The sequence below is a fragment of the Candidatus Paceibacterota bacterium genome, assembly GCA_035452965.1.
GTDB lineage: Bacteria > Verrucomicrobiota > Verrucomicrobiia > Limisphaerales > UBA8199 > UBA8199.
In genome coordinates this window covers 20,225-43,170 of sequence record DAOTCE010000006.1, presented here as the reverse complement: position 1 = coordinate 43,170, position 22,946 = coordinate 20,225, and the positions used below count along the sequence as shown (strand labels likewise).

Here is a 22,946-nt window from a genome sequence, read left to right as displayed (position 1 = left end):
CTTTCCCGTTCAAACTTGCGGCAACTCTTCGCGGGCCCGGCGGCAGCTTTCTTGATTGTGAATAACTTCCACCCGCCGTGTGAACGCCTCGGTTGCTTCTGCCAGCCGGCTTTGTGTATAAGATGGGCTTTCCGAGTAGCGCGATAGGCCAGCAACAACCTTTGAATACAGATTGGTCACCAGTTGCAGGAATGCTCGCGCCAGTCGGCCAGGACCATGAAACGGCATGTAGTGCAATCTCTGTTTAATATGGATCACGCTAACAAACCAGTGCGCTGGGGACTTGCGGCGCTTGCCATCTTGCTTTTGTCTGCTCACCAGAACTTGTGGGGTTACGCCAGGTATTGGGACCCGGACGCAAGTGTCACCGGCAACACGACCGCCGGCGCGAACTTGGGCGGCACCGGCACGTGGAATACGAGCGCCGTCAACTGGTGGAATGGAGCTGCGCCCGGGGCGGAAGTCGCCTGGGACAACACGACCCGCACCCCGCGGGACGATGCGATGATTTGGAATGCCGGCACCATCACCATGGGTGCGGGCATCACCGCGCGGTCGGTTAGACTCCTTGGGGGCGGGAATGTTACGCTCGCAGGCGCGCAGACATTGACCATGGCCTCGGGCAACACGAGTCACGTTGATATCAGCGCTGCGTCCGGTCGCACCCTCACTATAAACCCAACAGTCACGATTGCCGGCACCGAGCGGCTTTACATTTGCGAGTACACTCAAGGCGGCAAAGTAGTTTACACCGGGCCCGGCACCTACAGCGGCGGCCTCTACATCTGGAACGGAACGTTTGAGATCAACGGCGATGTGCCTTCCGGCGGTGGCAGTCCTTGCGGGGCTTATCCAGCCAGCTTCGACGCCGATAACATCATGATGACCGTCAACGCCGTGCTGCGGACTACGCAGACCGCTTCAGGCAACTCGCTCGTCCGAGCGAATCGCGGCATTACGATTACCGGCTGGAGCACCATAGACATCGCGACTGCCGGCGTCCTTTCGGTCTACGAGGGAGTCATCACCATGGGCGCGAATGACCTCGTCAAAGCCGGTCCTGGCATCCTGGCCTTGAGCGGGACGACCACCGGGACCAAGACGATTGAAATCCACGAGGGCACCTTGAGGCTCAGGACCAGCTCCGAGCGCATCTCGGATGACCAGCGTGTCTACTTGACGACCAGCGGCACGCTTTTCGACGTGGCCGGCTACACCGAGACCATCGGATCGTTGGCGGGCGAGATCGGCAGCGTGGTGGATATGCGCGGGGCCGGGACGGGGGGTGCCGGTACTTTGAGAGTGAATCGGGACAACACCGGCACCATCATGGCGGGCGTCATCCAGGGGGCCGGCTCAACTCTTATCAAGCAAGGCACGGGCTTCTTGCGGTTGGCGGGCCCGCTGCCCAACACCTATTCCGGGGCCGCGACGATTATCGAGGCGGGAGAGCTCATGCTGGATAAGACCAACGGAGTGACCGCAATCCCGATGAACGTAACCCTGGGCGATGGCGTTGGCACGGATCAGCTTTCACTCTGGAGCCACAATCAGATCGCCGACTCCTCGGTTGTGTCCATCGCCGGCCCTTCCAGCGGCAACAGCGGCAAGTTCAACCTGGGCGGCTACAACGAGACCATCGAGGGAGTTAGCGCGTCGGAAAGTTTCGCGGTCATTCAAAACGCCGAGGCCCCGGCCACCGCCCTCGGCACCTCGACGCTGACGGTGCACAATGCGGGAGACCACACCTTCGCGGGTATTATCCGCGACCATGCCAGCGGCGCCGCCTCGCCGCTTGCGCTGGCCAAGGAGGACACCGGTACCTTTACGCTTACTGGCCCCAACAACACTTATAGCGGCATCACGGCGGTCAAGGCGGGCACACTGACGCTGGATAACGGCTCGATCGGCACCGGCGATGCCACGGTGGAGGCCGGAGCCATACTGCGCGGGAAGGGCACCATGGGCGGCAACCTGATCGTCAAGAGCGGCGGCCTTCTGGCCCCGGGCCTGCTCGCTACAGGTCAGGAATACGGCTCCCTCACTGACCTCAACAACGGCAACGTAACCTTGGAGGCCGGCAGCATGACCGGCGTGGACATAGACCGGGCCTACGCTCACGACCAGGTCCGCGGCATCGGCACGATGACCCAGGGCGGCACGCTGTATGTCACCAACCGGGGCGCAACCCTCCAGGCCAACGACCAGTGGCCCCTCTTCGTCGCTTCGAGTTACAGTGGCGCGCCGTTCGCCGCGATTGTCCCAGCCATGCCCGTGGCCGGGGACCCGGACCTGGTCTGGGACACAGAGCTGCTGCGAACCAACGGCATCCTCCGGGTCCACCACGTGCCCTTCGCTACCAACATTGTCGTGCTTCGCTCCACCAACACCACCTGGAAGATCCCCGTCTCCAAGCTGTTCCCGAATCCTGATCCGCTCGACGGCGAGACGGTGGTGATGAAGAGCTTCGATCACACCTCGGCCAACGGCGGCAGAATCGCCAGCTACCCGTCGCATCCGGGTTACCTCTTCTACTATCCCGCCAACAACAATAACGACGTGTTCAACTACACCGTTGTTGACTCTCGCGGCGCCGAGCGCAGCAAGAGCATCTCGGTCATCATCACTGATTGGTACGGCCAGTCACAGACACCCGCGGTGCCGCCTTCCGGCCCGGTCACGGTCCAGTTCCAGGGCGTGCCGGGCGCCGCCTACGAAGTCCAGCGAGCCACCGCGGCCGACTTCTCAGGCGCGATCCGAAGCTGGTTTATCACTCCCGCCATGAATCCGGGCGGCAAGTTCCACATCGAGGATGATTTCAGCGACCTCGGCAGCCGTCCGTCCGCAGCTTTTTACCGCCTTAAGTACAGCCAGTAGCGCATTGCCCGGAGGAGAATCTTACAATGAAACAACTGATAGCTTTGAGCGCAGCCGTGATAAGCCTGCTCGGCGCCTCGCAGGCCCAGGAGCTGACCGATACCTGGACCCAAACGCCTAGCCCGGGGGCGATCATCCCGGACGATAACCCCACCGGGGTCACCTTCACGCAGTTCATTGACTGGGAGGGCGAGCACGGCATCGGCTGGACCTTCACCGACGTCAACGTCATCTTCACCGTTACCGGCGGTTGGAACGGCGACCTCTACGCCCATCTGTCCTACGACTATGCGCCCACACCCGTCCCTTTGCTGAATCGCGTGGGCTCGGGCAACCCTCCGGACGCCGGTGAGCCGCAATACACATTCGGGTTCGACACAGCGGGCTTCCCCAACGTCAAACTCGATGACCAGGCCGCCAACGGCCCCGTTCACCTGGTCCAGATTCCCCAGGCCGGCCTGGCTTATCAACCGGATCATGGCACCGTCACTCTGAACGGAGGGTTCCTCGACGCCCTTAACGAGCATCCCAACGGAGAGTGGACCATCTTCTTCTCCGACCTGTCCGGCAACTTCGAGAGCACGCTGGCGAGCTGGACGGTGGAGATCACGGCGGTCATCCCGGAGCCAGGCAGCCTGGCATTAGGCCTGGTGGGCGGAGCCATGGTGCTCCTGGCCCGTGCCCGGAACAACAGGCTGCGCCGCCGATGATCCCCCAAGTTCTGCGCACGGGCAGCTCTCGAGGGAGAATCATCAGAAACCTGATCACACTGATCCAGGACCGGATCAGGCACTGGCACAAAGCCGTTGTCGCCTGGATTGACGCCGTCTAACGGCCCATTTGGAGTGCGGCGGGAAGCGAAGCGCCACGCCGCTTCTCGCAGGCCGACAGGGGTTCACAAGCGGCGCCGCCGCTGCGCTTTGCCGCCGCAGTCCATAGGCGTGGAATTGCCTCCGTCCAGTGACTATCCAGTGGCTGTTCCGTAAACAACTACCTGGCAGCGTGGCGGTGCGCTTTACGGCTTGGGCATGGTGCCTGTTGGGGGAGTCCCCTGTGTGTATCCCATGGGGAGCGCTCCCCATGGGATACACACAGGGGTCCCTCCATGGAGACACCGGAAAGGCGCGGGGACAGCCTTTGGCGGGGGCGCAATGCGCTGCGGGCAGGCGACAGCCAGTGCATATGCCAAATCCCCCGCTTGGCTGGGCCTCGGTAGCGCCCTCGACGGTGAAGACCTAATTGGGAATCCAACCCAGGTCGAATGCAACCACCACATGGCGGCGGTATCAGCCGTCCCGGGCAACCGGCGCGCTCGCACACCCCTCCTTTGGAGTGCGGCGGGAAGCGAAGCGCCACGCCGCTTTTCGCAGGCCGATAGGGGTTCACAAGCGGCGTCGCCGCTGCGCTTTGCCGCCGCAGTTCATAGGCGTGGGGCTGCCCTGGCTCCGCGGCGGATTCAGGCGGTGAAACAGGCCCATCAAAATACTTGACGGCAAGCCCGATTTTGGCATAATCCGGGGCGTGTAAATCGGAAGGCTCTCTTAGCTCATCAGGATCAGGTATTGAGCTGGGAAGTCTGCCCAGAAGGACAGATTCGTGCGAACGTCTGGTGCCATCAAGACAACGCCATGAAAGGTTCAAGTGCGGGAATGTGCTGCAATATTCCGTCGCGGCCACTACACCATCGCCGATGGTCGCACTACAGCATTCACCCGATACCCGGAAAAGTGGTCTTTGGCGAGACTTGCGCGCAAGAAGCCCAAACACTGTCGGAACCTGCTTCTACACGTCGGATTCTCAGTGCGCCGATTTAGTTCATTGGATTTGTTGAATAGACGGATCATTAGACAAAACCAAGAGTGCGGAAGATTGAGCGTATGAAAGATTCAAGTGCGGGAAAGAGGAGCTTCATGCGTGTTTTCCGTAGCCGCGCGCTGCATAGATGGCGTACTTGGGTAAAGGCTGCGTCAGAAGGATTGATGACGATACCGCTTAGGCCGCTCGATGGGCAGGTCCTTTCGAACCGGGTTGGTTCTTCGGTCGTTCGCGCTGGAGGCCAAGGGCTGTTGGCCTCGGGCTGCCTTTGCCTTTCAGCCTCGGTTCTCACCCGTAAATGATTGATGATACTATGAAACAACTCATCTCGCGATTCGGACTCGTGGCCACGGTGATCCTTTACGGCTCCCTCTGTTTCGCTGACACAGTAATCGTTGAAAGCCGTACTGGTGGACAGAATTTCGCCTCGTACTCGGAGCCCTTACCATTTGTGGGGAATTCCACCGAGAAGAGCACGGCGGATGGCGTGTCGGCTCCCTCAATTGGGTCACGATACGCCTCGTCCACGGGCAGCGGCAGATCATTTAAGGTCAGCCCGACCGTTGCTGTTTCCGGGGGTTCGTACTACGTGTATGTAACCACGGGGGACAGTTCCACCTCCTCAGATATCCTTGTCACCGTCACCGAGGCCAATGGCACGGGTCTGGACTCCACCACAACCGGCTTTCAGTCTGGGACAGCAAATACATGGGTGAAGGTGGGTGGCACCTTTAGGCTGAATGAAGGGAGCGCGAATCCGCAGGTGACGTTTGCCTATTCATCCGGGACTTGGGGCCGTTTTTACGCAGACGCCGTTAAATTCGTCAATGTGCCCCAGGCCAGATATTGGAACCAGAACGGGACTACAACCGGAGGACATGAAAGCAGCGGCAGCTGGACTGGTGGCAGCTATTGGTCCACCACGTCTGGAGACACTGCCGCCGTGCGTGCATGGGCGAATGATGGTACTGGCGTTGCCACTTTTAACGGCGCGCCAGCGTCTTCCTTTTATGTTGCGACACCGTCCGCAGTTACCGTTCATAGCGTAAACGTGGCACTGACCACGGCCGGCTATGTCCAGCTTGGCACAACGGCCAACAAACAAGCAATCAGCCTTGCTTCTGGCGGCATAAACGTCGGCGGCTCAGGTTACGTACATTTCGTGGCGCCCATCGGCGGCACCACCGTCACTAAGACTGGGGCAAACGAATGCCGGGTTTTCGGGGCGAACACTTTTTCCAAGCTTGTGGTGAGTGAAGGCCTCTTCCGAATTGGGAATACTGGGGTCGAAACAGGCCTTGGGGCTGTGCCTGGGAGTCTGACCGATGACGCAGTAACTCTCAACGGGTCAACCGCTAAATTGGGCTCGTCGACAACGCTTGTGGACATGGATGCTAACCGCGGCCTCACGATCGGGTCGAGCGGCGGCACAATATGGAGCGGTGACTGGAATATCAAACGCCTTTGCGGGAGTGGTCCCTTCACCGTTGACACCGACAATTTGGCGATAATTACTCTTGCCGGCGGAGCGATAGCGAATACCTACTCGGGCGCCATGACCATCAATATGGGCACGGTCCTTCTTTCCAAGAACGCCGGGGTGAACGCCATCGCCGGGGGCACCATTACCGTTGGGAACAGCGCCGGCACGGATCAGCTTACATTGGCAGCGAACAATCAGATTGCCGATACGGTGGTGCTGACCATCAACGGCGCGACGAGCGGGAACAGCGGCAAATTCAACCTGGCTGGCTATGACGAAACGGTTGCGGGCATCAGTTCCGCTGACGCCTTCTCCGTCATCCAGAACACCGAGGCTCCCGCTTCAACGGTTGGCACTTCCACCCTGACGGTGAACAACTCGTCGGCATATTCATTCGCAGGCATCATCCGAGACCATGCGAGCGGTTCGGCCTCCCCCCTGGCCCTGACCAAGAGTGGCGTGGGCACTCTGACGTTGAGTGGCACCGCCAACACGTTCAGCGGGGCGGTTAACGTCAGCGGGGGAGTGTTGAGCATCAATGCCCAGACGGCGATTGGCGACTCCGCAAACTTGATTACGATCAGCTCAGGGGCAACCCTGCGCAACACGGGCGGAAACGGCGATTTCATACCGGCTAACCGCCCGCTGGCGATCGGCAGCGGCGGAGGGACGATTGAAGTATCGGCTTCAGCAGGCACCGTGCAGTGGACGGACAACCTGATTTCTGGCACGGGCAACACGCTGACGAAGGCCGGGGTAGGCGAATTCCGCACGCTGGATCAACACAACACTTTCGGGAAGTTGATTGTGAGCGGGGGCATGTACACGCTGGGCAGCGGCGGCTACGTGGGTTATCCGGACAGCGTTGGGACCGGCACGGGGGCTGATGCAATCACCTTGGCGGGCGGCACATCACTCCGGCTTGCGGGCGAAGCGGACGTGGCGTTCACCTCGAGCCAGGGGATCACCTTGAGCGGCGCGGCGACGATCAGAGCGGTTGCTGGCCGAGTGCTGACTATCCCCGGGGTCATCACGGGGGGCTACGGCCTTACCATTGGGACAACAGATACAGGAACCGTCGTCCTGAGCGGTGACAACAACTACAGCGGCGCAACCACTGTGAGTACTGGCACATTGTCCATCGGCGCAGGCGGCACGTCGGGCAGCGTGGCCAGCGCTTCGATTGTTGACAACGCGGCCCTGATCTTCAATCGCTCCGACGATCTGACGTACCCAGGCGTGATCAGCGGGGGAGGATCGGCGACTAAACAAGGCGCCGGCACGCTCTATTTGACTGGTGCCAACACCTTTACGGGCGGCCTGACGATCAGCGGCGGAACTGTGTCGGTGGGCGACGGCGGCACCACGGGTGAGTTGACGGTTTCCTTGGGAACCATGTCCACGGTCAACAACGGCGCTTTGATCTTCAACAAGAACGCCAATTTCGTGACTTATGCGGGCGTGATCAGCGGCAGCGGCACGCTGACGAAGCTGGGCACGGGCGTGCTCAAGCTCAACGCCGCGAACACGTATAGCGGCAACACCACCATTGGTGGGGGCACGTTACAGTGCAACGAGGGCACCGGATCTACCCTTCCCTACGGCAGCGGCAAGGGGGAGGTGATCGTCAATGCGCCCGGCACGCTGGCTTTGCATGGGTATGGCTTGCACATCAACGGGTTATCCGGCGACGGCACAGTGGACATCAGCAATGGTAGCGCCCAGGAATTGTCGGTCGGTAACGACAACGACACGACCACATTTGGCGGTGCCATTAAGAACACTGTGGCAACGCTTTCACTCACCAAGGTTGGCACCGGCACGCTGACGCTCAGCGGCGCGAATACTTATAGCGGCGCGACAACCGTCACCGCCGGCGGGCTGCTGGTCAACGGGTCCACCGGCAGCGGCACCGTCACCGTGCAGAACACCGCCACCCTGGGCGGCAACGGGACGATTGGCGGGGCGGCCAGCGTAGCGTCCGGCGGCACGCTTGCCCCCGGGGCTGCCCTTGGCTCCATCGGCACGCTGACGCTGGGTGCGGTGCCGAGCCTGGGTGGCACGGTGGCGATGCAGATCAACAAGGCGGCCGGGCCTGTTTATACCGCCGACAAAGTCAATCTGACCTCGGGAGTACTGAACTACGGCGGCACGCTGACCGTGACCGAACTTTCGGGGAGCCAGACGCTCAGCGGCGGAGAGGTTTTTGACCTGTTTGATTCCAGCGACGGTTTTAACACCGGCAGCAGCTTTGGCACGCTGAACCTCCCGACGCTTCCAACGCAAGAACCCGCGCTGAACTGGTTCACGGACAACCTGACGGGGGATGGCACGATCATCGTTAACCGCGCGCCGATCGGCGTCGCGGACCACACCTTGACCCGGGCCAAGGGTGTCTCGATGAAGATCAAGATGGCTGATTTGATTGACGACTTGATGAACGGCGTGTCCGAGCTAGACAGCGGGGACTCGGCCAGCTTTGACGGATTCGTAAGCATGACGAGCAACCAGGGTGTGACGGTGACGAATAACGGAATCTACTACTTCTACTACCCGATCAACGACAATGCCGACTTCCTCCAATACAAGGTGAAGGACAACCGCGGCGGCTTGGTCACGAAGAAGCTCAACATCAAGGTCGAGCCATATTATGGTTCCGTGAACATTCGGCATGACGGTGGCGGGGAGGTGACACTATCTTTCTGGGGCATTCCCGGTTACAGTTATTATGTGCAACGGTCGTGTGGGGACCTCTTCAACTTCTCTGACCTGGAGCACGACAACCCGGTCATTTGTTCGGACTCGGGCCTGGTCACCTTCAAGGACACGCCGCCCGTGTCGGGCTGCAACTCGGCTTTCTACCGGCTGCGAAGCCCCGCCGGAGCGCCTTAACGGCGTTGAGCGGAATGATGCCGTCGGGTCGTTTGCTTCTGCCAGAAATGGTCCCCAACGCTGGGGCCTAAGCTCTGGTGTGTAGCGGGGGGGGGTGGGGGCGCGAAGGAGAAGTAAGCGGCAAGGTTGGTCGGGAATAGATTAGGTTAAGCGCCCTATTTGATCAGGGAACGGGCTGGGAGCGGCCCCGGGACGGCCACTAGACGGCCACTAGACGGCCACCCCATGGCCACTAGACGGCCGGGACCAATTTTGGCGCCCCGGCCATCGGCGGGTTTAGGGCGGATTGTCCGGGCTGCTTCTGAGGGGCAGGCGGCTGACAAATTGGTGCTTTTGATCACGCAACTGGACGCTGGCACCGGTGTGGGAGCACGTTTGAACATACCAATTGCGGCTACCTTTTAAGGCCAGGGTAGGGGGATGTAAGGCCTCAGCCTTGGGTGGGGCCGCCTCGCCGAGGCGGCCAAACGGTGGCGTTTTCGGGGAAAGCGCATTACCAAACTGAGGGTTTACGGGAGGATGGTGGCTTGCCTGGCCAACTTACCGCCGGCCCTGTGTCCTGCCTTGTTCCCTTGGAACTCCTGGCGAGGTGTTGGAGCGGCTTTCAATTCCAGGACGTGCAAAGTAACCCACTCATTGGGAGTGCGGCGGGGCGCTGCGCCGCTTTGGGAGGGCCGATGGGTGTTGAGAGCGGCGTCGCCGCTTTGCTCTGCCGCCGCAGTCCATATGCGTAGTGTTGCCTGCCTGGAATTCGTTTAGTTGTTCCTGACCCGGGGAGCTTCAAGCCTCAGGGAGCTGAGGAGTCAATTCACTGAAGCGTGGTACGGGAGACTTTTCGGGCTGCCTTTGCCGAGGGTGCAGGCGCTAGAAGAAAGTTTGTAATAATGGTTGACCTCAATCCCTCTTTTGGCATTATCCGACGCGTGTAGAGCCGCAAGTCGCAGGGCTCCTTTGGCTCAGTGGTTACTGGGCGGGAAGATCTGCTCCTCAGGACAGATTTAAACGGGCGCGTCGTGCAATAGTAGTTACGCTCCGAATAGTTGCAGCAATCCCGGTTGAAGAGCGGGAATGAACCGCAATATTCCGGCACGGCTCCTACACCAGCGCCGATGGTCGAACTTCAGAATTCACCCTCTGCCCGGAAGCGTGGTTCAGGCGAAACGCCCACGCAAACAGCACAAACAGTGTCTAGATCTGGCTCAACGCCGGATTCTCAGCGGGCCGATTCACTGGATCGGATTTGCTGAAGTGACGGATAATATCATGAAACCAACAGTGCGAAAGATTGAGAAAATGAGAGATTCAAGTGCGGAAGTGAGAAGCAACGCGCGTCGGAAGGGCAGGACATGCGCTTCCCCAAGGCGCACGGGTGTGCCTGCGGCGGCAGTCGTGCTGGTATGCTGTCTGGCTGTCCTTTGGTCCGCCCCGACATGGGCGAATGACTGGACGGACGGGTTCAACGGCAGTGTGGGCAACTGGTCGCTCCGAACGGGAACGGCGATGACCTATTCGACTGCGCAGAGCCACAACACCTATACTGGAGCCGGATGCATGGCCCACCCTACCGCCAGTAGCGAGATGTACCGCTCCACCGGCTCGCGCCCGTATCACGCCGGGATAGCGACTGCTTGTCATTACGACTCCGTACGATGGCGGGCAGGTTACTGCGGGAACACATACCGGCAATTACTAGGAATCGCGGGTCCCACATACGGCACGTACCAACTTGCGGTTGGACATTATTCTTCCGGGAGCACGGGAGATTTCTTCAGAAGAGACAGTGGCGGCAACTATACCAGCATTGGAGCGAAAGGCGCACGGAGCAACTGCGCCGGTGGCTGGATATACTTCGAGATCGAGTGTCAAGCGAATGGTGATGTTTACCGCAGAGCCGACGATGGTGTGGTCAATCGGACACACACTCGTGCGCGCAGCTCGACTGAGATCAATGCAGGCATCGGAATGGTGACGATCGGTTTGGGCGCGAGCTCTGCGAACGTAGGCTATTGGGACGACATCAGATGGGACGGCTACGACCCCGGAATGCCGACGGGAATTGCTGCGACGGCAAACAGCACCAGCCAGATTACGTGGACGGCGAGCGCCGCCAGCGACAACAACCAGTTTGGATTTGCCCTGATGGATGGGACGACCGAGAAGGTGGTGTCCTCCACAACTGCGCGGCAGAGCAGCGCGAGCCTTGCCGAAACCGGGCTCAGCGCCAACACGTCATATACCCGCGCGATCCGTGCTTGGAATGGGAATAACAACAGCGCCAATTCCTCGACGCTCAGCAAGTATACCCTCATCGAGACGCCTGCGACCCCGACGTTCGGCACCGTCACGGATAACTCCATAGTGCTGAATACGTCTGGCCTCTCGGGTGTCACGCGAGGCACTTCGGGTGTGTATTTCGATGAGACAACGGAGACAGGGGACGGCGGGATCAATGCCTGGGTGCAGGCCACCACCGACACGGCCACCGGTCTCGCCGCCAATACGCAGTACACCTTCCAGGCCAGGGCCCGAAACGGCGATTCGGTGGTGACAGCGTACTCCGGCACCGCGAGCAAGTACACCCTGCAATACGCGGCCACGACGCCCACCTTCAGCAGCGTAACGACGACGGGCTTCCGGGTGAACACCACCGGGCCAGCCAACCTGACCTCGGGCAGCTCGGGCGTGGTTTTCCACGACGGCACCGCCGATCGGGCGAAAGTGACCGAACTTTACGATGACGTCACCGACCTGTCGCCGAATACGCAGTACACCTTCAAGGCCAAGGGCGTCAATGGCGACAGCGTGGCGACCGCCTACTCCGGCACGGCGAGCACATGGACACTTTCCGTTGCGCCGACCTCCGGTAGTGTGACGCCTGACGTCTCAAATGTCTGTGCGGGCAGCCCGGTGACGTGGACTGCTCAGAACGGAGGGTTCGTCGCGGGCAACGTCCACCATTACAGGTATGTCTTCAACACCTCGGACAGCCACACTTTCGATGGCGACGAAACGGCGTGGTCCAGCGGGACCCTGGCCACCGTGCCGACTACGCCCGGGACCTGGTATCTGCACGTCAAAGGCTACAATGGTGCGGATGTCGGAAATGGTCAATTCTACTACCAAGTGACGGTGAATCCGGCCTCGGTCGGAGGCCGGGCCTCGTCTGCGCCGTAACCATCAAGTAAACCCGTGAGCTTTAGGACAAGAATATGAAAGATATCCACAGAAACCTGACAGGCGGTGCGTCCCGTGGCCTCGCCCGGCGCACTAGTGTGCGTCTGGCCACGGTGGCGCTGGCATGCTGCATGGTGTTCTCCCGTTACTCACCGGCATCCGCGGCGACCTGGGGGCCGTATAATCTGAGTGTGAGCCGGTGCCTGGTTGATCCCGACGCCCAGACCTATAACCTGAGGACGGGTTGGTCCTCGAGTGGCGCTGCCCGGGACGTACTCATGGCATGGGATGGATACATGCTAACCATGCCGGCGGCATCGTTGTGCGGTAGTTCCACCTTCACTGTTGCCTTTACGCAGACCGCCACATACAGCACAACCCTCGATAATCCCCTCAACATCTTCAGAATCAGCCAGGCGTGGGACCCGGCCACCGTGGCCTGGAACTCCCCGTGGGCTGCGGGCGGGGCTTACACCAGCGTAGGGACGGCTTCTCAGTCGGTTGTCTATCCGGCCGAGGGCACCGTTTACACCTTTTCACCGGGGGCAGGCTATAACTTCCCTTACGGTGTCTTTATGAAGGGCGACATCGAGACCAGCATCAGCTACCGGAAGGCCTGGCGGGAAAGCGGGCCTTATCCCACGCTTGCGGTCAACTACACCCCGCCGGCGGGCACCGCGAACGGTAACATCCGCAGTTGGGCGTATCTCGGGCACTACGCGCAGGGCGCGACCGCGGACCACGTGACGCGCATCAATACCGACTCGGTCACGGGCACCTACGGTGGCGTCCCCGTGGACGAGACCCAGTTGGCGCCCAACGCAGCCGACGGTTCCGCCGGATACGCCTTTGGCAATTCCTACGGCACGTACAAATGGAAGACTGGCACCGGGAGTGCCGATGTCGTCAACCTTTTGGAGTCCGGCTTTTATAATGCGGCGGCACAGGACAACGGCACGACGTACGCGGCTGTGTACATGAAGTACACCGGCACGACGACCAGTGCGGCGTACATTGGCTGGGGATCAGATGATGACTGTAAAATCTGGGTGAATGAGGTTAACCGGGCAAACTTCCTGGGGGATGGCCGCGGCGCTGCGGCTGACACGGAATTCGACGGACCGTTAACCCTCACCCAGAACAACTGGTACCGGGTGGTGATGAAGGTGGAGAACGGGGGTGGCGGCTACGGGTTGCATCTGCGCTTTGCCAAGCCCGACCGCACCGCGCTGAGCGGTTGCACCTTCTACACCACCGACTCGACGGCGCCCAGCACCCCCACGGACCTGGCGGCAGCGGGAGTGACAAGCGGCGCTTGGCAGAAGACGGTTTCCGCGCCTACGTTCACCTGGACCTCGGGGACGGATTCCGAGGTGAGCGGCCAAGGCGTGTCGGGCGTGCGCGGGCAAAAGTACTACTTCGGCACCAGCAGCAGCGGCAGTCCCGGTACGTTTACGACAGATACCAGCTACGGTCCGGGAGCACAGGCCAGCGGAACCTATTACTTCAACGTGAATACGATTGACTACGCGTTAAACGAGTCCAGCACGTCAACCTTCGAGTTCAAATACGACAACACACCGCCCACCGGCATCAGCATGGGTTTTGGCACGATCACGTCGAGCAGCATCGAAGTGACCGGCGGCGGCACGGACGCCCATTCAGGGATCAATGCCTCCACCGGTTACAACTACAGCCGCACCGGCGCCAGCGACAGCGGGCCTAAGGGGGCGAGCCACACATGGACCGACCTCCAACCGAACACCCAGTACGGGGGTCTTGTTGTCACCGTCAGCGACCAGCTCGGCAACACGGCCGACCCTTCCACGGCGCAAAGCAAATGGACCTTGTCCGCTCCGCCGGGGGCGGGGAGCGTCACCGCCAGCAGCGCCACCCCGGCTCAGGACGGCCCGGTGACGTGGACTGCGGTCGGAGGCTTTGGGGCGGGCACGATCGAGTATTACAGGTATGTCTTCGACACGTCGCCCACGCACACCTGGACGGATACGGAGACCCAATGGTCAGGCGGCACGATTCAAACCCCGCCGAGCTCCGGCGGTGGCACTTGGTATCTGCATCTCAAAGGTTATAACGCTGAGAATATTGGAAATGGCACTTACGACTACCCCGTGCTGGTGCCGACCCACATCTGCCCTGGCATCGACAGCGGTACAACCATCACGGTCTCGGGCCACACCGGCACGATCCAATGGGAGGTTTCCGAGGACAACGTGAACTTCACCGACATCTCTGGAAAGACTGGCACGACGTTGGATACGAGCGGTCTTAATCTTCATGAGAAAACGAAGTATTTTAGGGCGCGTGTTGCCAGTGGCGCTTGTTCCGCGGCCTATTCCACTCCGGTGATGATCGCGGTGGATGAGGATCCACTTAACTGGACCGGTGGCAACGGCGATTGGGACTTCAGCACGGCTGGCCTGTGGAAGGATGGGGGGGCAAAGTCCACCAGGTACTGTGACAGTTTCAATGCACTCCTGGATGACAGTGTCACCAACGATCCAGCCATCATCACCCTGGAAACTACGGTTAGCCCGTTGAGTGTGTCGAATAATTCAACAGCGAGTTACACAATCTCCGGCACCGGCAAGATCAGCGGCAGCGGCGGGTTGACCAAACTGAGCAGCAGCACGCTGACGCTGAACACGGCGAACGATTACAGCGGGAGCACGACGGTGAGCGGTGGCAGGTTGCTGGTGAACGGCGCAATTGGCAGCGGGGCGGTCACGGTGGGCGACACGGCCACCCTGGGCGGCGGCGGCACCATCGGCGGCGACATCATTGTGGAGGAAGGTGGCACGCTCGCTCCGGGCGAGCTCGACACCGCTACCGATACGTTGACGATCAGCGGCTCGAAGAGTGTGACGCTCAACGCGGGCAGCACAACGGTGGTGCAGATTGACCGCAACGATGGGAGCGAGCTTTCAGACCTGATCAGCGGCATTGGCAATTTCACGGCCGGTGGCTCGCTGCAGGTGGCTAACTTAGGCGCGGATTTTGAAGCCGGCGATGAGTTCCAGCTTTTCAACGCCGGCAGCTATGCCGGTGAGTTTATTACCATTAGCCCGGCCAATCCGAACGGCAGCCTCGACCTGGCCTGGGATACAGTTGCACTCAAGACGAGTGGCCTCTTGCGGGTGCATAGCAGCCCCACTGCGAACTCCCCAACCATCAGACGCGGCTGGGATACGTCGCTAAAGATCAAGCTCAGCGACCTGTTCAACACCTCGGACGGAGATGGGGACCCAGTGGTGCTGAAGGAGTGCAAGGCCAGCCCGAAGGGCGCGACCATCACGCACAGCGACAAATACATCTTCTACACCCTGGCTGCCAACGTGAATGACGAATTCGATTACGTGGTCACGGACAACCGGGGGGGCACGCGCACCGCGAAGATCAACATTGACGTTGTTTACAGGTACGGACAGGCACAGGGGATCACCGTGTCGGGCGGAGCGGCGACGGCGCGATTTGCGGGCGTACCGGGGTTCACCTACATTGTCCAGCGGGCCACCGATGTCGACTTTACGCAAAACCTGAAAGACCTGTGGACCACCAACGCCCCGGGGGACGGGCTGTTCATCTACGTGGACAATGATCCACCGTCCGAAAAAGCCTTCTATCGCCTGAAGTACCCCGGGATTCCTTGAGCGCCAGGGCGTAGCCAAGCAGCGCGATGAAGAGACTGATCGTCTTGGTTCGGACCCGCATTCTTCGGTGGCGGTAGGCGGTCGTGGCGTGGATTGATGCCGTGTAGGGGCGCTTCGCGCGCGCAGCCGCCGACGTCAGGGCGTGTTGCCCTGGTCGCGTGCACGGCTTGTTGGGAGGGCGAGCGTCCTCGCGAGCCCTGATTTCCTCAGCCTTCCAAAAAAGTCTGGGCTCGCGGGGACGCTCGCCCTCCCGGAAATGTGCTTTGGGCAACACGCCCTGATGTCGGCGTGCTTTCTGAAAGCGTGATCCTGCTCGACGGTTCGGCTGCTGCGTGGTATCCCCAGCACCCAACATGATCGTTACCACGCTGCAGAAGGCTGACCGCTGGCTGGGAATTCCCCTTTGCTGTACGCTCACGTGCCTGCGTAGCCTGTTCGGGCGCTCGATTCCCCCCGCGTCGGCGCCGCTGCGCAACCTGCTGCTGGTGAAGCTGGCCGAGCAAGGCTCGACGGTGCTGGCCTACGGGGCGCTGCAGCGCGCCGCGCAGCTCGTCGGGCGGGAGAATGTCTATTTCATCACGCTCCAGGAGAACCGGTTCATCCTGGATGTGTTGGATGTCCTCCCGCAAGCGAACGTGATTACCATCGCCTCCGATTCGTTAGCCGCGATACTGCGCGGCACGCTGGGAGTAATCCGGCGGTTGCGGCGGATGAAGTTCGACGCGGCGATTGACATGGAGTTCTTCTCGCGGGGTTCGGCGGCGCTGACATTCCTGAGCGGGGCCAGGCGGCGCGTCGGGTTCCATGCCTTCTTCGGCGGCGGGCCCTACCGTGGGAACCTGATGACGCACCGGCTGCTTTACAATCCGCACCTGCATACCAGCCAGACGTTCTGGACGCTCGTCGAGGCCTTGCGCTGCGACCCGGTGGCGCTGCCCACTTGCGGCCTGATTCTGCCGCCGGCAAATCATGCGCCGGCGCAATTCGCGCCGCGTCCGGAGGAACTGGCCCAGGTCAAGGAGATCGTGCGCGGCGTCACGGGCGGCCAGCCGCCGCTGATCCTGCTCAACCCCAATGCCAGCGACCTGCTGCCGTTGCGCCGCTGGCCGACGGAACGCTACGTGGAGCTGGCCAAGCGCCTGCTGGCGAAGTTTCCCGACGCCTGGATTGGATTCACCGGTGCGCCCAACGAAGCCCGGGCAACGACTGAACTGGCTCGCCAGGTTGGCTCAGCGCGCTGCGTGACATTCGCGGGCAAGACGACGCTCCGCCAGTTATTGGTGCTCTACACGCTGGCCGAGGTGCTGGTGACTAATGACAGCGGCCCGGCCCATTTCGCGACGCTCACGCCGATTCGCGTGGTAACACTCTTCGGGCCGGAGACGCCGCACCTCTACGCGGCGCGCTCCCCGCGCAATACGGCGTTGTGGGCGGGGATCGCATGCAGCCCATGCGTGAACGCTTACAACAACCGCCAGTCTCCCTGCCGCAACAACCTCTGCCTCCAGGCGATCAGTGTGGACCAGGTGTTCGCCGAGGCCTGTCGTGCCTACGAACAACAAGCGCAGCGCGACCCAGGCGACAGGCCGGTGTGTCACCCATGAGGCCTGCTCCACGCAAGAGACGCGCGGTGGCCCGCCAAGCATGACAGCGTGGCCTCGCCGCATCCTGCCCTGGCGCGGTGCCCCAGCCTTGGGGGCGCTAATGGGCATGAATGGGGTGAACGGCTCCAAGCTCGAGCGGTGGACTGGCCGATTCATCTGGTGGCGCGAGCAGCGACGCGCTGGGAAACCTCCAAATCGCGCAAATTGTGATTGACCGACAGCCGGAAATGCCCTAGCAAATGGCGCGGGCCTGGTAATTCGGAAAGCAGTGTGAGCCGAGGCCAAGAGCCTTGACCGGGCCCGGGTGCTGTCCGTGGGGTGTCGTTTACGCGGATGGGACCGCAGCGCAGGTTGCTGCCCGCGCTGGGCTTTGATTAACAGCCTTTACTCGGATGAAGACAACGCAACACATGGTCGCATTACTCCCCGCTACGTGGTTCACCCAACGCCCCGGCAGGCTGGCCCGGCTTTCCGCTCGCACGGCAAGGCACGCGATGGGATCGCTGCTCGGGCCCTGGGCTACGGCCCTGGGGCTGGTGCTCGGCGCCGCGGTTGGCCCCGTTCGCGCGGACATCAACTGGGATGGGGACGGTTCACGGGGCAATTTTACCTGGTGCGAAAATTGGTACGGCAATTCGTGCCCAGCCCAGCCGTGGCCGTTCTCGAACGGGAACCTGGTGTTCAACTACCGCAACAACGGCAGCCAAACGAGCCTGTACTACGACGCCGCTTCCGGTTGGGGCAATAACATCAGCAACATCATCTGGGAAACGACTTTTGGAGCGGCGTTGACTTTGAACGGGGCAGGGAGCGGCATCAACTTCAACCAGCGACTGGAAAACCGCAGTTCGCATGCTCAGATCGTCAACATCCCCCTGTCCGGCAACAAGAACGGCGCCGGGCACATTGAGCTGAACCCGGTGAATGGAGACCTGACATTGCAACAGCCGGTCTATAACGACAACGCATCGCCGTATCAGGTCTGGGGAAACAACTCGAAAATGCTGACGGTCAGCGCGGATTTGGCCGGGGGCGCAGCGGGCCGGTCGGGTGTAAGCCTGACGATCCAGCAGGGCAGCAAGGTCAGGTTCACGGCAGCCCAGACCTGGGGCGGGAACTCCTGGATCTACGTGGTGGGGGATACCGCCAAGGCGGGCGAATTGTGGATTGATGCGGGGGGCAGCCTGCCGAGCGGTTTGCGGGTCCAGTTGGGCGCCAATCCGGCGGATGCGAAGCTGGCGAAGTTTTGGCAGGCCGCCGACAGTGGCGGCACGACCGTTGGGCAAGCTATCACCGTCTATAATTCTGGCGGCACAAAGGTTGTGGGTGGCCTAAACTCCAGCGGCGTCAATACCTTTACCGGCAACATCACTCTTAACGGCGCGGTCAACCTGGTTGCCGACCAGTCCGGGGGCACTGTGGAATTCAAGACGGGTGTGATCAGCGGCACCGGCAACGTGAACATCAACAATACCGCAACCAGCGCCGGCAAAGTGGTCCTTAGCGGCGCGAACACTTACAGCGGCGGGACGACCATCAGTGCCGGAACGCTACAACTGGGGGACGGCTCAACCAGCAACGGCAGCGTGGCGAACAACATTGTCAATAACGCCAGCCTGGTGTTTGCCAATCCCAACGTCCAAGCTTACTCGGGCGTCATTAGCGGGACAGGTACTCTTAGAAAGGAGTCTGGCGGCATCCTGACATTGAGCGGGAACAACACTTTCTCTGGCGGCACGACAATCAGTGCGGGCACGATTGTCTGGGGCCACAACTCCGCACTAGGCACTGGCACGGTGACCCTAAACGACGCTGGCACGGGCAGCAGTCCAACCTCCCTCTTCCGGACCGGCTATATTACGCTTAGCATTCCGATTGTGGTGGCCAATCAAGGCACCGGCACCACCACGATTGGATCGGACAGTGGAACAACGGGGCCAACTATTTATGCGGGAGGTCTCACGCTTAACAAGAGCGTGACGCTGAAGGCGGGCAGCACCAGCGAGACGCGTTTCACCGGTGTGATCAGCGGTCCCGGCGGGGTGACGGTGATGGGCGCGGGCACCTTGTCCCTTACTGCCGTTAATACTTATGGCGGCGATACAACCATTAATGCGGGCACCCTCGCCTTGAATGGCTCGGGTTCGATCGGCAGTTCGGCGAACATTAGCCTCGCCGGCGGCGCGGCGTTCAGCGTCGCAAGTTTAACCACCCCGCTGACGCTGGGCAGCAGCCAGGTCCTGAAAGCGACCGGCAACGGTTCCTCCGGGACGATTCAAACTGCCACAGGCAAGGGCCTGACTTTTGCGGCTACCAGCCCGTTGCAGTTCACTGCTTATGATAAGACAACCGCTCCGCTGACGGTCACTGGAGCGGGTTCCGTGACCCTGGCGGGCAACCCGGTCACCGTGACAACCGCCAGCGGGACCATAGGGGCCGGCACGTACAGGCTTATTGCGAAGGGCATCAACAACATCACGCCGGTAGCTGGACCTCTGCCCGCGACGGTCTCGGTGCCAAACGGCTTTACTGCCCCGGCCAACGCGGCGCGGTTGGCCCTGAACGCCAACAGCGAGCTTGTCCTTGTGGTCGGCACGCCCCCCGCGTTCGCCACCACGGCGAACAACCCGACCTGCAACTCGCCCGGCGACGATGGAAGCATACTCGTCGCAGTGACCGGAGGAACTGCGCCTTATACGTTCTCGAAGGACGGCGGGGCGACCTGGACATCGGCAACTTCCAGCCCTTACACCTTTTCCGCGTTGAGTGGCGGACTTTACGAGATCAAAGTGCAAAGCAGCGATGGTTTCGTCAGCGCCACCACATCAGTAGTTTTGACTGCACCTGCGGCGGTCGCCCTGACAGAAGACACAGATTCCCGCGTCAACGCTACCTGCAACGGTGGTAACAATGGTCAGATCGTTTTGAACTCTGCCACCGGCGGCAGCGACGCCGGCTACCAGTACTCCAAGGACGCTGGTGCCACCTGGCAGAGCGGTATGGTCTTCAGCGGCCTGTCAGCGGCCACCTACCAGATGATAGCGAGAGACGGCAATGGTTGCCTGAGTCCGAACCTGCCGGTCACTATCACGCAGCCCGATCCGGTGGAAACCTCCGCCATCAGTGGCAGTTCCTCGGTCGCTATAGGCCAGGCGGGCAAGACCTATTCGGTCACCCTGACCAGCGGGTCCAGCTATGCCTGGACCGTGCCGGCCGAGGCCACGATCATCACCGGCGCGACGGGGCCCAATAACAACCAGATCACCGTCAACTTTGGTAGCGCCAGCGGCAGCATCATGGTCACCGAAACTACCGCCGCGGATTGCGTGGGCGAACCGGTGTCGTTAGGCGTTACCGTCGGGCCAAACCATGCCCCTGTCGCCCAGAACAAGACCCAGGGCACCGGCCAGAACACCACCGCCACGTATGCCAAATCCAAGCTCCTCTACGGCGCCACCGACGCCGACCCGACCGACACGCTCAGCGTGAGCGACGCCGCATCGGTCAGCGCCCAGGGTGGCGTGGTCGCATTGCAGAGCAGTGCCATCAGCTATACGCCGCCAGCCGACTTTAGCGGTCTGGACAGCTACACCTTCACCGTAAGCGACGGCCAGGGCGGCACCTCCGTCGGCACCGTAAGTGTTACTGTAGGCGGTGGCGGCGTCTCCCCGAACATCGTTGTCCCGCCCGCTTATGCTAACGGGACCTTCCGTGTTACCTTCATCGGCATACCCAACTACACTTACACGGTGGAGTGGGCACCCGAACCAAGTGGTCCATGGTCATTCCTCAAGACGGCCAAAGCCGGTGACAACGGCCTGTTTGAGGTTACCGATAACTCAGACCCGCCCCCGACGACTCGCTACTACCGGACGGTTTACCCCTGAGCCTGGAGCCTTAAGGGCAAATGGGTCGTTGCAGCACTGCTCGTCAGCCGGGGGCTCAAGTTCTTTTCCTGGACCCGGCATCCATTAACTGAAGCTCCCGCCGCGCGGCCAGGGCTTGCGGGGTCTGGGGAAACTCGAGAACAAGGCGCTCCAGGACTTCGCGCCCTGACTGAGGATCATGCCGATATTTGATATGCCATGCGGCGATGAGCCCCAGCCATTCGGCCCGCCGGTTTTCCGGTTGATCCGGCATGTCCAGTAACAGGGCGGCTTGTTCAATTCCCCGGTCAGGTTTGCCCAAGCGTTCAGCGAACAGTCGGGCCAGTCGCTCCCGGGCAGGTGTGTTGTTGGGGTCATGTTTGAGAAGTTCGACGCACGCATTGGCGGCTTCGGCGGCCTTGCGCTGGTCCATTTCCGACAGGGCTGGAGCCGGTTGGCCGGCAAGCGAATCACCTAGCGCGGGCAGCGGAATGCGCGTCCCGCTCTGCTGCTCGCGAAGTGCTGTCGCGGTCGCCGGCAGTTGGTTAATGCGGAGCCGCGCCATCCGGGCGAGGTGTGTGCCGGGGAGGCGGTCGCAAATCAGCTGCAGCGCGCGCCGGGCTGCCGCAGGGTCGCCTGACCGGCCCAGATGCCAATCGGCCAGCCGATGCAGCGCGACGGAAATCTGGGAGGGCGTCGTCCTGGGCAAGTCGCAGATCTCGAGCACGGTCCGCTCGGCTTCGGGCAGGTCCTTGAACTGGTTCGCGTACAGGTCCGCCAGCATCATCCATCCTTCAAAGTCGTCTTCGCAGTTCTCGAGTTCGTGGATAATCTCCCACTCGGCTTCAGAGTACTTGCCGAACTTCAACCTGGCGATGGCGCGTGCATACATCGGCGGGGGCTTCCTGACGCGCAAGACCGCGGCTCCATAGCCCGCCATGGGAGCAAGAAGGGCGATCCCCGCCAGGCCGATCATGGCCCAGCCGCCGAAGAACAAAATGACCAGCGCAGGCACCGCCATCGCGATAAGGCAGGTCAGGCACAAGGCTTTGAATTGTGCCCGGTTTCCCCCCTCCGCCTTGCGTCCCGCCTGTATAATGGCCCACGCGAGCGTCACGAATGACCAGAAGGATCCGATGACGAAGAGGCCAACCGCCAGGACGCGCAGATAGGCTGGAAGCCAGTTGCCGCTGTTCTGCGCCGCCTGCACCTGTGGCATGAACGGCTGGAGCTTCCAGGAAAGGCCCAGGTTCATCAGAGTCCAGATGGCGAGGGGGAGAAGCAGTCCTTTGGCGGACCACACAAGGAGTTCACGGAGTCGCTGCGGCCGCTGGCCCTCGGGGGCTAACTGGTAGGACAGCCCCCAGCCGGCGGCAATGGCAGCGACGGTCACGACCAAAAGTGCCAGGGTTAGTTCTGGCGTGGGCTTCATGGGTCAAGGCTTTGCTGCCGACCGGAAAGAAAGCGAGCGGCCCAAGGCTGGGCCGCTCAGCGTAGTGCCACATAACTCGCCTCCTTCGCGAGTCGAATCACAATTGCAGTGCCAAGGTATCATTCTCTCGCCATC

The 22,946-nt window shown here is 61.3% G+C and carries 9 protein-coding genes; 7 read left to right on the top strand and 2 right to left on the bottom strand.

Features of this window, described 5'->3' with window-relative positions; genetic code table 11:
• Positions 1-9: 9 nt before the first annotated feature.
• Positions 10-318: a hypothetical protein gene (locus tag P5205_07690; GenBank protein ID HSA10239.1), complete on the bottom strand. Its 309-nt coding sequence runs from the start codon at positions 316-318 to the stop codon at positions 10-12.
• Here P5205_07690 and P5205_07685 point away from each other — a divergent pair.
• The 7 genes from P5205_07685 to P5205_07655 all read left to right on the top strand — a co-directional run bounded on the left by P5205_07685 (position 307) and on the right by P5205_07655 (position 21,400).
• Positions 307-2,877: an autotransporter-associated beta strand repeat-containing protein gene (locus tag P5205_07685; protein ID HSA10238.1), complete on the top strand. Its 2,571-nt coding sequence runs from the start codon at positions 307-309 to the stop codon at positions 2,875-2,877. The two genes, P5205_07690 and P5205_07685, sit on opposite strands and share 12 nt — an antisense overlap.
• A 26-nt stretch (positions 2,878-2,903) precedes the next feature.
• Entirely contained in the window at positions 2,904-3,587 is a 684-nt protein-coding gene (locus P5205_07680) for a hypothetical protein (GenBank protein HSA10237.1), read from the top strand.
• A 2,492-nt stretch (positions 3,588-6,079) separates the two neighbouring features.
• On the top strand, positions 6,080-9,067 hold the full coding sequence (locus P5205_07675) for an autotransporter-associated beta strand repeat-containing protein (GenBank protein HSA10236.1): 2,988 nt from the start codon (positions 6,080-6,082) through the stop codon (positions 9,065-9,067).
• A 1,962-nt stretch (positions 9,068-11,029) separates the two neighbouring features.
• A complete protein-coding gene (locus tag P5205_07670) occupies positions 11,030-12,241 on the top strand; it encodes a hypothetical protein (GenBank protein ID HSA10235.1) in 1,212 nt (403 codons plus the stop codon).
• A gap of 35 nt (positions 12,242-12,276) precedes the next feature.
• Positions 12,277-15,909 carry an autotransporter-associated beta strand repeat-containing protein gene (locus tag P5205_07665; GenBank protein ID HSA10234.1) on the top strand — a complete coding sequence of 1,211 codons (3,633 nt, stop codon included), beginning with the start codon at positions 12,277-12,279 and terminating at the stop codon, positions 15,907-15,909.
• A 353-nt stretch (positions 15,910-16,262) separates the two neighbouring features.
• Positions 16,263-17,513, top strand: a complete 1,251-nt coding sequence (locus P5205_07660) for a glycosyltransferase family 9 protein (protein ID HSA10233.1) — start codon at positions 16,263-16,265, stop codon at positions 17,511-17,513.
• Between the two features lie 392 nt (positions 17,514-17,905).
• Complete coding sequence (locus P5205_07655; GenBank protein HSA10232.1) at positions 17,906-21,400, top strand: autotransporter-associated beta strand repeat-containing protein; 3,495 nt, start codon at positions 17,906-17,908, stop codon at positions 21,398-21,400.
• Between the two features lie 55 nt (positions 21,401-21,455).
• On the opposite strand, the gene P5205_07650 is transcribed toward P5205_07655, so the two are convergent.
• Positions 21,456-22,811, bottom strand: a complete 1,356-nt coding sequence (locus tag P5205_07650) for a hypothetical protein (protein ID HSA10231.1) — start codon at positions 22,809-22,811, stop codon at positions 21,456-21,458.
• Between the last annotated feature and the right edge of the window lie 135 nt (positions 22,812-22,946).